This window comes from Bacillus sp. T17B1 (assembly GCF_026796395.1).
Lineage (GTDB): Bacteria > Bacillota > Bacilli > Bacillales > Bacillaceae > Bacillus > Bacillus spizizenii_A.
This window is the reverse complement of the sequence record NZ_JALAYA010000041.1, coordinates 14,153-28,878: the sequence shown is the minus strand read 5'-3', so window position 1 is coordinate 28,878 and position 14,726 is coordinate 14,153. Positions and strand designations below refer to the sequence as shown.

9 protein-coding genes and 2 pseudogenes are annotated in these 14,726 nt (G+C 43.8%); 1 reads left to right on the top strand and 10 read right to left on the bottom strand.

Annotated features, from left to right (window positions below; all coding sequences use genetic code 11):
• Positions 1-2: 2 nt before the first annotated feature.
• The 8 genes and pseudogenes from rhaB to mcpB all read right to left on the bottom strand — a co-directional run bounded on the left by rhaB (position 3) and on the right by mcpB (position 12,872).
• The gene (gene rhaB, locus MOF34_RS17405) at positions 3-1,463 is read right to left on the bottom strand and encodes a rhamnulokinase (RefSeq protein ID WP_019715512.1); all 1,461 of its coding nucleotides are present in this window, start codon (positions 1,461-1,463) and stop codon (positions 3-5) included.
• A gap of 4 nt (positions 1,464-1,467) precedes the next feature.
• Positions 1,468-2,244, bottom strand: a complete 777-nt coding sequence (rhaR, locus tag MOF34_RS17400) for a rhamnose catabolism operon transcriptional regulator RhaR (protein WP_268401119.1) — start codon at positions 2,242-2,244, stop codon at positions 1,468-1,470.
• 59 nt (positions 2,245-2,303) lie between these two features.
• On the bottom strand, positions 2,304-4,373 hold the full coding sequence (locus tag MOF34_RS17395) for a bifunctional aldolase/short-chain dehydrogenase (protein WP_268401117.1): 2,070 nt from the start codon (positions 4,371-4,373) through the stop codon (positions 2,304-2,306).
• A 135-nt stretch (positions 4,374-4,508) separates the two neighbouring features.
• Positions 4,509-6,497 carry a methyl-accepting chemotaxis protein TlpB gene (gene tlpB, locus MOF34_RS17390; protein WP_268401115.1) on the bottom strand — a complete coding sequence of 663 codons (1,989 nt, stop codon included), beginning with the start codon at positions 6,495-6,497 and terminating at the stop codon, positions 4,509-4,511.
• Positions 6,498-6,609: 112 nt separating this feature from the next.
• Positions 6,610-7,560 (bottom strand): methyl-accepting chemotaxis protein, encoded by a 951-nt coding sequence (locus MOF34_RS21065; protein WP_419901037.1) that lies wholly within the window; start codon positions 7,558-7,560, stop codon positions 6,610-6,612.
• Positions 7,555-8,451: pseudogene (locus MOF34_RS21060) on the bottom strand (cache domain-containing protein); the annotation flags it as partial. The pseudogene MOF34_RS21060 and the gene MOF34_RS21065, both read right to left, overlap by 6 nt.
• 266 nt (positions 8,452-8,717) lie before the next feature.
• On the bottom strand, positions 8,718-10,709 hold the full coding sequence (locus MOF34_RS17380; protein WP_268401112.1) for a methyl-accepting chemotaxis protein: 1,992 nt from the start codon (positions 10,707-10,709) through the stop codon (positions 8,718-8,720).
• Positions 10,710-10,884: 175 nt separating this feature from the next.
• Positions 10,885-12,872, bottom strand: a pseudogene (mcpB, locus tag MOF34_RS17375) (methyl-accepting chemotaxis protein McpB).
• A 161-nt stretch (positions 12,873-13,033) separates the two neighbouring features.
• On the opposite strand from mcpB, the gene MOF34_RS17370 reads away from it, so the two are divergent.
• Complete coding sequence (locus MOF34_RS17370) at positions 13,034-13,771, top strand: protein-glutamine gamma-glutamyltransferase (RefSeq protein ID WP_268401110.1); 738 nt, start codon at positions 13,034-13,036, stop codon at positions 13,769-13,771.
• A gap of 13 nt (positions 13,772-13,784) precedes the next feature.
• Here MOF34_RS17370 and MOF34_RS17365 read toward each other — a convergent pair whose 3' ends face one another.
• Positions 13,785-14,039 carry a hypothetical protein gene (locus tag MOF34_RS17365; protein WP_268401108.1) on the bottom strand — a complete coding sequence of 85 codons (255 nt, stop codon included), beginning with the start codon at positions 14,037-14,039 and terminating at the stop codon, positions 13,785-13,787.
• A gap of 281 nt (positions 14,040-14,320) precedes the next feature.
• A complete protein-coding gene (locus MOF34_RS17360) occupies positions 14,321-14,719 on the bottom strand; it encodes a secondary thiamine-phosphate synthase enzyme YjbQ (protein ID WP_268401106.1) in 399 nt (132 codons plus the stop codon).
• Positions 14,720-14,726: the final 7 nt, after the last annotated feature.

The following is a 14,726-nucleotide window of genomic DNA, read 5'->3' as shown; positions in this document are numbered from 1 at the left end:
CTTTACCTTTTAGATAGCGCTTTCAAAACAGTTTGCTGAAATGACTGAATGATCGTGCTTCTGTCAATGTCTTTAGGTGTAAACACTTTGATCGGAAAGGAATTTTTGACGGCTTGCCGGGCTTCTTTTATGTCTTTGACTTCTTTGGCAGCAATCATTTGCATCAGCAGATTTCCGATGGCGGTTGCCTCTATGGGCCCTGCGTATACCGCTTTTCCGCTTATGTCTGCTGTTAATTGATTTAAGAAATCGTTTCGGGCTCCGCCGCCGATGATATGAAGCTGCTCAATCGGTTTTTCTGTGATCGTTTCCAGCTCTTTGATGGCTATCGCATAGATGATGGCTAAATTGCTGTAGATGCAACAGGCAAGTTCGCCTGCAGTACGGGGAATCTTTTGGCGGGTTTCTCTGCAATAATGTTCTATTTCCTCTATCATGCTGTCTGGATTCAGGAAACGTTCATCATTTAAGTTGATAAACTGCTGAAGTGGTTCTGTTTTTCGTGCTTCTTCTGCAAGCTGCTGAAAAGAGTAATCTGCTTGCAATTGTTGTTTTACTTCTTGTATCACCCACATGCCGATGATGTTTTTGAGAAAGCGAATGGTGTTGTTTGCGCCGCGTTCATTTGTATAGTTGTTTTTTAAAGCCAGGTCGGTTAATATCGGCATTTTGTTTTCAACCCCGATTAATGACCATGTTCCGCTGCTGATATACGCCCAGCTATCGTTTACACCTGGAGCAGCGATGACAGCCGAGGCTGTATCATGCGTTGCGACTGTCATTACCTTGCAAGTCGGCAGATCATAATCCGGGAACCAATCATTTCTCAGCATCCCGAGCTCACGCCCCGGTTCAGTCAGCGGCGCAAATTGCTGTTCCTGAACAGACACGGCTTGAAGCAATTCAGGGTCAAGCTTTCCGGTTGAGACGTTTAAAAGCTGTGTTGTGGATGCGTTTGTGATTTCTGTTACGGCACTACCGGTTAAGCAATAACCTAAATAATCAGGAACCATCATCACTTTATCTGTCTTTTTCAGCAGCTCACGTTTTTCTTCATACAATTGATAAATCGTGTTAAAAGGCTGGAATTGTATTCCTGTTTTTTGATAGATTGTTTCTTTTGTCAGGCTATGTTCCAATTTGCCTATTGTGTGATCTGTTCTTCGATCCCGGTAGGACATCACTTCCCGCAAACGATTTCCTTTTTCGTCCAGTAAGACATAATCAACTGCCCATGTATCAATGCCGACTGTGCAGTGTTCATGCCCAAGCGCTTTCACCTTTTGCAGCCCTTGCAGGACTTGTTTTAACAAATGATCAATATCCCAGAAGCAATGTCCGTCTTTTTGAATAAAGCCGTTAGCGAATCTGTGAATCTCTTGTATGTCAAGCTTCCCTTCCTTCAGTTCACCTACCATGACCCTCCCGCTTGATGCGCCTATATCAATGGCAGTATAAATCATTCTTTCACCCTCTCTTCGGAAGGGGAACAGCGGTCACTTTCACCTTTTTGTCTTCAAGAGCTTTTACCGATACCGGATCAAGTCCAGCATCAGTAATAAGTCGGCTGATATCTTGCAGCGAGGCGATATGTGAAAACTCGCGGTTCCCCCATTTGCTTGAATCGGCCATCAAAATGGTTTGATCAGACCTTTCAATCATTCGTTTTTTGAGCAGCGCCTGCCACTCGTTTGAGTCGCTCATCCCATTGTTTATGTCAAAGCCTTTACATGACAGAAAGGTTTTGTTGACGTGATAGGTCTCAAGTGAACGCTCCGCTAACGGGCCGGCAAACGATAGTGATTTTGCCAGCAAAATGCCGCCTGTTGAAATGACTGATATGTTTTCTTTATTGCTGAGCTCAATGGCTGCCTTCATTGAATTTGTAATGACGGTGAGCTCAATATCAGGGAGTATTTTCGCCATGTACCAGGCGGTGGTGCTTGCATCGAGAATGATTCGGTCTCCATTCTTTACATATTCGGCCGCTTCGTGAGCAATGGCTTTTTTTTCTATGACATTTGTGATTTCCCGTTCAGAAAAATGAACTTCTGATTCCTGCTGCTGAATACTGACCGCTCCTCCGTGGCTCCGGCTCAGTTTATGTTCTTTCTCAAGCTTCTCAAGGTCGCGCCGAATGGTTTCCTCTGTGACAGAAAATATGTCACTTAATTCGGTTACGCGGATGCTTGAACGCATATTCACTATTTCCACTATTTTTTGCTGCCGTTCTGCTACCAACATTAGTAACGCCCTTCCTCATATCATAATCAGTCTTATTGTTTGTCTATCATAGCATATATCTAACGCGTAAAAGCAGCAGGGACGCCGCCGTCTACCGTGATCATGCAGCCCGTTGTTTTTTCGGCTTTAGAAGAAGCGAAGAATGCGATGGCTTCGGCAATATCCTGCGGGTAAATATTGACGAGCAGTGCCGTTCGTTTCCGATAATGTTCCTCCAGCTGATCTGGCTCAATCCCGTATGCCGCGGCCCGTTCCTCCCGCCAGCTTGACCCCCAGATTGCCGACCCTTGAAGAACAGCATCAGGCAAAACGGAGTTGACTCGAATGCCGAATTCTCCACCCTCTGCTGCGATACATCTCGCCAAATGGGTTTCAAGCGCTTTTACCGAGCTGTAGGCAGATGCGTTTTTCCCCGCATACACCGAATTTTTAGAACCGACAAATACCATGCTTCCCCCTCTGCTTTGCTGTTTCATTTGTTTAAACGCTTCACGGGCCACAAGGAAATAGCCTGTTCCTAATACATTCATATTAAGATTCCATTCTTTTAGACTTGTTTCGTCAAATGGGCTTGATGTGGCCAGCCCGGCATTATTGACGACGATATCAATGCCTCCGTAAGCAAGCGCCGCTTGTTCAAAAGCTGACCGAACTTCCTCTTCCTTTGTCACATCCATTTTGACAGCCATTGCCCGTCCTTCTCCGTATACATCATTTATTTCCCCGGCAATTTTCTGAGCACCTTCTATATTAAGATCAGCAGCGATCACATGCCCTCCTTCAGCTGCAAAGCGGCGGCATGCTGCACTGCCGATTCCGCCGGCTCCTCCTGTAATCAACACTACTTTACGGGAAAATTCTGCTTCCGGCGGAGCCAGCGTGAGCTTATATAATTCGAGCGGCCAATATTCGACATGGTAGGATTCATTTTCATTTAAAGAAACAAAGCGACCAAGAGCTGTTGACCCTTTCATAACGGCGATGGCTCTCCGGTATAAAGCGCCGCTCACTTTAGACATGGCATAACTTTTTCCCGTATTCACCATTCCGATGCCAGGAATTAATATCACTCGCGGGGCTGATTCAAAGATTTGATCCCCTTCCTGCTGATTGCGTGTGAAGTAAGCTTGATATTCTGTTGTAAAACGCTCGACTCCTGACTTGATCAGTTCCACAAGCTTGCGCACATCTTGAGTTTCCGGATTCCACTCAATGTACAGCGGAACCCGTTTTGTATGAACTAGGTGATCCGGACATGCCGCACCGATTTGCGAGAGCACTGGTGCTTCCACACTGTTTACAAATTCCAAGACGTCGTCATGATCATCATAGGAAAGGATCATTTTCTTTTCCTCACTTACAGCGCCTCTGATCACAGGCATGATGCCTGCCAGGATTTGTTTTCTTTGATCTTCCGGCAGCGGCTGATATCTTTTTCCTCCGAATATCTCATTTGGATTGATTTGGTCATTAATATACTGTTCGGCTTCTTGAATAATAGAGATCGTTTTTTCATAACATGCTTCAGACGTCTCCCCCCAAGTGACTAAGCCGTGTTTCTCCATCAACACAAGCTCAGCGTTAGGATTGTTCTCAACGCCTTCAGCGATCATTTTAGACAGAGTAAAACCAGGGCGAACGTATGGCACCCACACAAACCGGTTTCCGTAAATGTCTTCAGCGATTTGTTTTCCATTATCAGCGCAGCAAATGCTGATAATGGCATCAGGGTGGGTATGGTCAACATGATTGTATGGCAGAAATGCGTGTAACAGCGTTTCAATTGAAGGACGGGGATGTTTGCTGTCTATCATGCAATGAGACAAGTAGTCTACCATTTCTTCATCTGACATTTGGTCCCTTTCGATCAGCGGGCGGATGTCATCTAATTTCAAACCGGTAAAGTTATGCGCTTTCATTGTTGCCAAATCTGAACCGCTTCCTTTCACCCACATGACGTCTGTTTCACGGCCTCTGAAATCCTTTTCCGTTGTTTTCATAGACGTATTCCCGCCGCCCCAGTTGCAGACAGTGCGATCTGACCCAATCAGATTGGACCTGTACACCAATTCCTCTACACCTTTTGGCAGCCGTGCACCATGCTCTGAATCCCATACATGTTTCACCATATTTGATATTCCTCCGTCCCTTTTATTTGTATCCGTTTTCATTATATATTATCTTTATTTATTTTTGAACTCTTTTTGTTTATTTTTGTTTTTAACAAAAAAGAAAGCAGCTAATGCCGCTTTCTCTTTCCATTATTATGATTCAATTTTAAATTTCTTCGTGATGTCCTGAAGTTCTTCCGCCATGTTTGCCAACGTTTCAGCTGAAGAGCTGATTTCTTCCATGGACGCAAGCTGTTCTTCCGCCGAAGCTGCGATGTCCTGAATGCCTGCTGAGCTTTCTTTTGACACTGCAGAAATGTCTTCAACCGCACTTGACACTTCCTGTGATCCAGCTGACAGCTGTTCAACTGTCGCGTTTAGGTTTTGTAATTCGCCAGAAATTTGGGTTGTCATCTCATAGATTTGTTTAAAGCTTTCCGCTGTTTGGTCAGTAATCTGCAAGCCTTCCTTCACTTCATGATTCACAGATTGGAACATCGAAAGCGAAGTGCTGATTTCTCTGACTATCTCTTTAATTAACCCTTCAATTTCCTTGGCGGAGTCTGCTGATTGTACGGCAAGTTTTCTGACCTCTTCCGCAACTACTGAGAAGCCTCTTCCGTATTCTCCCGCTCTTGCCGCCTCAATTGCAGCATTTAATGCGAGCAGGTTGGTTTGATCAGCAATGCCGTTAATCACATTCAAGATGCTTGTGATGTCTTGCGATTTTGTTTCAAGCCCCTTCACCACCGCTTCCGCTTTTTGAACGGATTGGTCGATTGTTTTCATTTGACCGACTGTATGCTCCACGAGTTTTTCTCCGCTGCCTGCTGCCTCGGAGGACTTGATTGATGACTTCGTAATGGTTGAAGAGGCCTGAGCCACTTTTGAAATTCCATCGTTCATTTGAGAAAGATGGTTTGAGCTTGTTTCCAGTTTCTCACTTTGCGCCTCATTGCCGTCTGAGAACTGTTCAATGGCAAGTGTGATATGTTCAGTTGCCTTGCTCGTTTGGGCCGCACTTGCCGTCAACTCTTCAGAAGATGAAGCGACGTTTTCTACAGACGTTTGAATAACCCCGATCACAGAACGCAATGAGGCAGACATTTCGTTAAAGCTTTCCCCAAGCTGTCCAAACTCATTTTTCGATTGAATATCAATAACCTCTGTCAGATCTCCGCTGCTGATTTTTGCGGATGTAGAAACCAGTTTTCTTAACGGCTTGGTAATGGCACTGATAATAAAGAGAATAAGTATGCCGCCAATGACAAGTGACACGCATAGAATGATAATCGCTGTGTTCAGAACCGGGCTTGAAGCATCTTGCAATTCACTGACAAAGTACGTGCCCGCAATTTTCCAGCCTGTCAGTTTATTTGTCGTAAAGGCCATTTTCTTTTCTTTGCCTTCGAAAGTATATTCAAATGAGCCTTCTCCTTTGGAATATACTTGGTTTGTCCAGTCGCCTGATCCAGTTGTACCAGGCTTAATCGTCGGATGAGCGATATATTTCTTGCTGCCTGTTGTAATAAAGGCGTAGCCGTTTTTGCCGATTTTGATTCTCTGTGAAGCGGAAAGCACTTCATCCAGATTTAAATCAAGTGCTATAACCCCTGAACCGTCTTTTAATTGTTTTGAAATTGTGACAACCATATCCCCTGTTGCTTCATCAGTATACGGTTCTGAGAAAACAGCCTGTCCTTTTTTCGCAGCAGCTTGTTTGTACCACTCACGCCCTGTCGGATCGAAGCCTTTAGGAACGCCGCTATCCGGATATTTGTAAAGCTTCTTACCTTCTGAAGCAACATAGATTGCGCCTACATCGGCATTCAATGTAGCATACTGCTTAAATTTCTCATTCAATGAGGTTTTATTTTTTCCTTGTAATATATCTTTATCGATCGTCTCACTGTAATAATCAATTGCTTTTACTTTGTTATTCAATTTGTTTTGCAGGGTGCTGTTGAGTTCTTCAACGTTCCCCATTGCACTATTCGTAAGCTCCCTGTCCAGTGCGTTCCAAGCTGATTGATAACTGAAATATGCTAAAACCCCAACCGGCAAAATAAGCACTGCCAGAAAGGCAGCAATAAGCGGTTTGCTGATCGATGGCTGTTTCATCCATTTTATAATTTTTCCCATTCTAGTTGACTCCTCCTTTAAGCTAAATCTAATATCGTCAAACTAGGATAAAAGGTTTAATAAAAAAACTAAAAAAAACACCCAAGCGTATAGGCTCGGGTGTTATGGCTTACTATTCGATTTTGAATCGTTTTGTCATATCGCGAAGCTCTTCCGCCATAGACGAAAGGGTTTCTGCTGAGGAGCTGATTTCTTCCATGGAAGCAAGCTGCTCCTCGGCTGACGCCGCGATATCTTGTATATGAGCTGAGCTTTCTTTTGAAATCGATGCAATGTGCTCGGACGCTCCAGAAACTTCCTCGGAGCTGGCAGAAAGCTGCTGAACCGTCGCACTCATGTTCTGCAGTTCACCGGCGATTTGGTTCGTCATTTCAGAAATGCGTTTAAAACTCATTTCTGTTTTATCTGTGATATCAAGGCCTGTTTGCACCTCTTGATTGACAGACTGGAACATGCCGAGAGATGTGTTGATTTCCTTCACAATTTCGATGATTAATGCTTCAATCTCTTTTGCTGAATCTGCTGACTGAACTGCCAGTTTTCTTACTTCTTCCGCTACAACGGAGAAGCCGCGGCCGTACTCGCCTGCGCGCGCCGCTTCAATTGCTGCGTTTAAGGCAAGCAGGTTCGTCTGGTCCGCGATACCGTTAATCACACGCAAAATATTGGTGATATCTTTCGATTTCGTTTCCAAACCGCGTACGACTTGTTCTGCTTCTTTAACAGACTTGTCAATGACGTTCATTTGGCCCACGGTTTGGTGAACAAGCTTGCCGCCTTCGCTTGCAATTTCTGTTGATTGAACAGATGAATCTGTGATGACTTCAGAAGCTTGAGCCATATTGGTCAATCCGTCATTCATTTGATAAATATGCTCTGCTGCGGTTTCTATGTTTTCGTTTTGTTTTTCATTGCCATTAGAAAATTGTTCAATCGCCAATGTAATGTGCTCTGTTGCCTTGCTTGTTTGGGCAGCCGATGCGGTCAGCTCCTCAGAAGAAGCAGCAACATTGTCCACCGAATCCTGGATAGCGTGGATGAGAGAACGAAGTGACGACGCCATATTGTTAAAGCTTTTGCCGAGTTCGCCCAATTCATCCTTTGAACGGATATCAATGGTTTCAGTCAAATCTCCCTCGCTGATCCGCTTAGAGGAACCGACAAGCTGTTTCAGCGGTGTTGTAATTGACCGAATGATTAATGTCATGACAATAACACCTATGATAATAGCTGCGGCCAAGACAATTAAAGCAAGATGAAGGACAGGCTGGGCCGCCTCATGAATTTCATCCAAATACATCGTGCCGCCCATTTTCCAACCCGTTAACTTGTTTGTGTCAAAGGCCATTTTTTTCGTATCGCCGTCCATGATGTATTGAAAATCGCCTTTATCAGCATTTAACATTTGATCGGTCCAGTCGCCTTTCAATTCAGTTCCTGAGGTTTCAGTAGGATGGGCGACAACCTTTTTGTCCTTCGTCATGATAAATGCGTAGCCTTGTTTGCCGATGTTGACTTTTTTAATTGTTTTCAGCAAATCTTCAATCGTCATATTGATTGCGATAACGCCTGAACCATCTTTTGTCTGTTGAGCGATTGTCACAACCATTGTGTTCGTAGAGGCTGTTTTATACGGGTCTGTAACCACGACTTTCCCTTTATTCGCAACCGCTTTTTTGTACCAGTCGCGTTCGACCGGGTTATAATCGCTCGGCATCTGAAGATCCGGGTAACGGGTAAAGCGCCCGTTTTTGTCACTTGTGTAAATGGATTCTACATCTTTGTTTATGCTGATATATTGTGAGAATTTCTCTTTAATATTTGCATTGCTTTTTGCATTATACCTCTCTTTTGTCAGCCATTCGCTGAAGTAAGCGGCGCTGTTTTCTTTTTCACCGATGCTGGAGTTAATGATTTCGTTTAATTGCTGTACATTTTCTAGTGCACTCCCCATCATCTGTCTGTCGAGCGAGCTGCTTGCCGATTGATACGCAATGGCAGCTAATATGACAACCGGTATGATGAGGATCGACAGAAAGGAAACGAGAAGCTTCCGTGTAATAGATCTTTGTTTTATCAGTTGGAGTATTTTTTTCATCATTCATTTCTCCTTTTTTATGCTACCCTTCATATCGGCAGGAAATGGGTAAATATATACAGTAAAAAAGAAGAAATTTAACGAAAGTAACTAATTCCTCATAAATTAATAGTTATTAAGAACTATTCTTTGTCCACTTTAAATCGTTTTGTCAGATCCCGGAGTTCTTCAGACATTCTTTCAAGCGTCTGTGCCGATGAACTGATTTCCTCCATGGATGCCAGCTGTTGCTCGGCTGAAGCGGCGATATCTTGGATGCCTTCCGAACTTTTCTTAGAAATGGCTGTGATATCATTTGAAGCAGCGGAGATTTCTTGAGCTCCCGCTGACAGCTCCTCGACTGTCGCATTCATGTTTTGCAGTTCGGAAGCAATTTGATTGGTCATGTGAGATATATGTTTGAAGCTTTGTTTTGTTTCACCTGTTATGACAAGCCCTGTTTCAACTTCTTTGTTTACGGACTGAAGCACATTCAATGATGTGTGAATTTCTTTCACAATTTCACTGATCAGTGATTCAATTTCCTTTGCCGAGTCAGCTGATTGCACCGCGAGTTTTCTCACTTCCTCAGCGACGACGGAGAAGCCCCGTCCGTTTTCTCCCGCTCTGGCTGCTTCGATAGCGGCATTTAAAGCCAAAAGATTGGTTTGGTCTGCAATGCCGTTGATGACACGCAAAATATTCGTGATATCCTTTGATTTGATTTCCAGCCCCATCACCACTTTTTCCGCTTCTTTTACTGAATGGTCAATCGCATTCATTTGGCCGGCTGTTTTCTGTACGAGTGTCTCACCCTCGCTTGATACTTCTATGGAATCTGCAGATGTTTCTGTAATCACTGCGGCAGCCCGCGCCAGTTCAGCCAATCCGTCGTTCATTTCATTAATTTGCTCGGTTGTTGTCTCAATCTTGTCGCTTTGGCTTTCGGTGCCGTTTGAAAATTGCTCGATGGCCATCGTAATATGCTCAGTGGCTCTGCTTGTCTGGTCAGCGGATGCAGTCAATTCTTCTGATGATGAAGCAACGTTGTCTACTGAATCTTTGATGCCGTGAATGAGTGAGCGAAGCGAGTGGGCCATATGATTAAAGCTCTTGCTCAGAACGCCGAGTTCATCTTTTGAATTGATTTCAATCGTTTCGGTTAGATCGCCTTCACTGATTTTTTCAGCTGATGCGACAATTCGTCTCAATGGCTTTGTGATCGACCGGATTACAAAATAAATTGCCGTAATGCCAGCTGCGATGGCAATCGCCAGAACGATTGAAGCCATGGTTAGAACTTTGCTTGCAGCCTCACGGATCTCGTCCGTATACATCGTACCGCTGATTTTCCAGCCTGTTGTTTCGCTTGTGGCAAATGCCATTTTCTTCTCTTTGCCTTGGTGCGTGTATTCAAAGTCGCCGCTTTTATTTTTGTAGAGCTTATCAACCCAATCTTCTTTTAACTCTGTTCCCGCTTTTTCTCCGGAGTACGCAATGACTTTTTTATTTGGGCTTAAGATAAAAGCATAGCCTTCTTTACCGATATTGATTCCTTTCGTGGTTGCGACCAGGTCATCAATTTTCAAATCTATGGCGACAACGCCTGAACCATCCTCCGTCTGGCGGGCAATGGTGACGACCATTTTTCCTGTTGAAATAGATTCATAAGGCTCAGTAACGATGGTTTTGCCTTTATTGGCCATTGCTTCTTTGTACCAATCTCGTTCTAAAGCATTAAAATCACTCGGCATGTCTGCGTACGGATACCGTGTGAAATCCCCGTCTTTACTGCTGGAAAATACTGCAGCGACATTGTCATTCATTTGGATAAATTGTTTAAATTCCTTTTTCATCTCTGTTTTCTTTTTATCCTTAAACTTATCTGCTGTAGCCCATTCAGTGAAAAACGCCAGGCTTTTTTCAGTCGTGCTGATTTTATCATCAATGATATGATCTAATATGTGGACATTTTCCTTTGCGCTTTGTGTCATCTGTATATCAAGGGAGGCAACTGCTGAATGATAAGCGCTTACCGAGAGGACGGTAATGGGAACAATTAAGATCAGCATGAAAGAAATAATAAGTCTCCTGGCAATTGATGACTTGCGAATAGTGGTGAGTGTTTTTTTCATTTCATATTGAACCTTCTTTCAATAATTTACAAATTATATCGGCAGTTCTTCCTTTATATTACATTGCAAATGAAGAAAAAAATGAAAAATAGTTCTAACATCATTTTGTTTATTAGGTCTTTGGGATTATTTCCTCCACGAAAAAACAGCGCTGATAAGCGCTGTTTTTCTGCTTTTATTCGATTTTGAATTGCTTCGTCAGATCACGAAGCTCTTCTGCCATCTGCGCAAGAGTGGTCGCTGATGAACTGATTTCTTCCATAGAGGCGAGCTGCTCCTCGGCTGATGCGGCAATGTCTTGGATGCTTGCCGAACTTTCTTTTGACACATCGGCAATGCCGCTGACGGCTGCTGAAACATGCTGTGAACGTCCTGACAGCTGGTTGACGGTGGAATTCATCGTCTGCAATTTGCCCGCGATCTCGTTTGTCATATTGAAAATGCTTTGGAAGCTTTCTTTTGTATTGTCTGTGACAACAAGTCCAGACTGTACTTCCTGATTGACCTCTCTAAACATGTGAAGAGAGGTTTCGATTTCTGCTACAATTTCTTGAATCAGCTTTTCGATTTCTTTTGCTGAATCGGCTGATTGAACTGCCAGTTTGCGCACTTCCTCCGCAACGACCGAGAAGCCGCGTCCAGATTCTCCGGCACGCGCAGCTTCAATGGCTGCGTTTAATGCCAGCAGGTTTGTTTGGTCAGCGATGCCGTTGATGACTCTCAAAATGCTTGTAATATCTTTTGATTTTCCTTCTAAGCCTTTGACTACAGCTTCAGCCTGCTGAACCGATTGATTAATCGAGTTCATTTGTCCGACTGTCTGCTGGACAAACTTTTCACCCGTTCCGGCGATTTCCGTTGATTGGATAGAAGCCTTTGTAATGTCTGATGATGTTTGTGAGACTTGCTGGAGCCCTTCATTCATTAAGTTTAGCTGATGAGAGCTGGATTCAACCTTTTCGCTTTGCTCCTCGTTTCCGTTTGAGAACTGCTCAATCGCCATCGTGATATGCTCGGTGGCTTTACTTGTTTGTCCGGCAGATGCGGTAAGCTGTTCGGACGATGCGGCCACATTGTTCACCGAATCCTGAATAGCGCTGATCAGTGAGCGGAGAGATTGTCCCATTTCATTGAAGCTTTCCCCAAGCTCTCCAAGCTCATCTTTTGAACGGATTTCGATCGTTTCTGTCAGATCCCCGCTGCTGATCGTTTTCGATGATTGAACGAGACGTTTTAACGGTTTTGTAATCGATCGAACGATAAACAGAATTAAAAACCCGCCTGCCACAATGGAAGCAATCAGCACGATCATGCCTGTTATGAGCACAGACTTTGAAGCATCCCTGATTTCATCCACATACATTGTGCCAGCTATTTTCCACCCAGTCAGTTCATTTGTTGTAAAGGTCATCTTTTTATCTTCGTTACCCAGAGTATATTGGAGTTCACCGCTGTTATCGGCATACATTTCGGCGACCCAGTCTCCTGATAGCTTTTCTCCAGCCTTATGGTCCTGATGGGCGACATAGGTTTTGTTTTTCGTTGCAATGAAAACATAGCCTTCTTTTCCGACCTTGATTTGTTTCATCTGCTCTAACAATTTATCAATAGTGATATCCATGGCGACAACGCCAGATCCGTCCTTCAACTTCTGGGCAATGGTAATAACCATGCTTCCGTCACTCGCTGCCACGTAAGGATCTGTCACGACAATGTCACCACCTGCCTTCATCGCATTTTGGTACCAAGGTCGTTGTCTCGGATCGTATCCATCCGGCAATTGTTCTTTTGGCGCTTGTATGTAGGTGCCGTTTTGTGCGCCTCCATAAATTCTGGCTACCCCTTGATTGATAGATACGTATTGTGAAAAATTGGCCTTGAGCTCTTCTTGATTAGTCTTTCCTTTGAATGCTGATCTTTTAAGAGATTCACTGAAAAGGTGACCGCTGTCACTTTTGCTCCCAGATCATTTGTAACGGTTGTATTAAATGTATCGACACTGCTTTTCGCATTTCCCATAATTTCCTGATCCAGCTTTCCGCTGGCGCTTCGATAAGAACTAACTTCCAATATAAGAATAGGGATAATGAGAATCGCAATAAATGAGACGATTAATTTTCTTGAGATAGACGGTTTCTTCAGCCAATTGATAAAAGTCTTCATGTCCAGTTTCTCCTTCAGTTTTGATACCGTATATATCGGCTCTGCTTAAAAAAGTTTTAAAACAAAAAATGGAAGAAGTTCTTCTTCGGCTGTCTTCTGTCTTTTTAGCTTTCATTGCCCAAGCCCTTTGCATATCTTATAAAAAACAAGGGGGGCTAAAGATGATTATTGTATCCGGACAATTGCTCCGTCCCCAAGATATTGAAAACTGGCAGATTGATGAGAATCTAAATCCTCTGTTAAAAGAGATGATCGAGACGCCTGTTCAGTTTGATTATCATTCAATTGCAGAACTGATGTTTGAGCTTAAACTGCGGATGAATATTGTTGGAGCGGCTAAAACGCTGCACAAAAGCGGGGCGAAGTTTGCCACTTTTTCAAAGACATACGGGAATACAGCGTATTGGAGGGTTTCACCGGAAGGCGCCTTGGAGCTGAAATACAGAATGCCGCCTTCAAAAGCGATTCGGGACATTGCTGAAAACGGCCCGTTTTACGCGTTTGAATGTGCGACCGCAATTGTCATCATTTATTACTTGGCCTTGATCGATACAATCGGGGAGGGAAAATTTGATGCCACTTTTGACAGAATTATTTTATATGACTGGCACTATGAGAAATTGCCAATATATACGGAAACAGGACATCACTTTTTTCTCGGAGATTGTTTGTATTTTAAAAACCCTGAATTTGATCCGCAAAAAGCGCAGTGGAGAGGCGAAAATGTGATTTTACTGGGAGAAGATAAATATTTTGCCCATGGCCTCGGAATCTTAAGCGGACGGCAAATTATTGATAAGCTGAATTCTTTTAGAAGAGAAGGAGCCATACAGCCAGCCTACCTTCTGTCTCAGGCAACCAGACTGGATGTTCCGTCTCTGTACCGCTTCGTCCGCTAAAAAACCCCATCGCCTATTTTCGAGACGATGGGGTTTCAAATGCTTTTCGTTTTCGATAAAAAGGGGCTGTACCGAAAAACTGGTTCGCAGCCCACTCCATTTTTTCAAGGTCATGTCTTGTCACAATTTGATCTAGGCTGCTCCATTTGATAAAGCGGACAAAATAGTAGCCCTTGATAGGAGCCATTGTAACTTTTGAGTGAGGCCAGCCTTCAAATACAAACTCAATTTTCCCTCTTTTTTTATAAGAATATTGAAGAATGTTCATCATCTGTCACCTCTGTTGATCAAGTTACGTTCGGCAAAGCTCGGCTAACAGCGTTTTCATATCAGCGGGCCCGTTCAGCATTCCGATAACTTGCCCATCCCAGGAGACATGTATGCGGAATCTTTTTCTTTGGCTGCGTGTTTTCTCATCGGAGTTGTTAACGTGTTTTGCAATGGATAAGAAAGCGCGTTTGCCGCCTCAGTCTGCTGCTCTTTCTGATTGACTATACTCCTTGCAGGCTTACCCCATACTTCATTTGCCCCTTTATGAAAACCCTCCTGTTACCCCATGATTTTGATGTAACAAGCCCGTGTACGCGGGCCGTCAAATTCACAGAAATAAATGCCTTGCCATGTTCCAAGAATCAGCCGGCCGTTTTCGATAATGACATGCTGTGAAGCTCCCACCGTACTCGACTTCATGTGCGCAGCTGTATTGCCCTCCATGTGGCGGTCCAGCTCGTGTTCCCACGGATACACCTCATCAAATCTTCTGAGCATATCTCTTTTGACATCCGGATCGGCATTTTCATTAATTGTAATGCCCGCTGTCGTATGAGGACAGTAAATCAGCGCTGCGCCGCTCGTTACACCTGTTTCTCGAAGAAACACTTCCACCTCGCTGGTGATTTCAATCATTTCATCTCGTTTGTTCGTTTTGATTTGCAGTGTTTTCAGCATTTGTTTC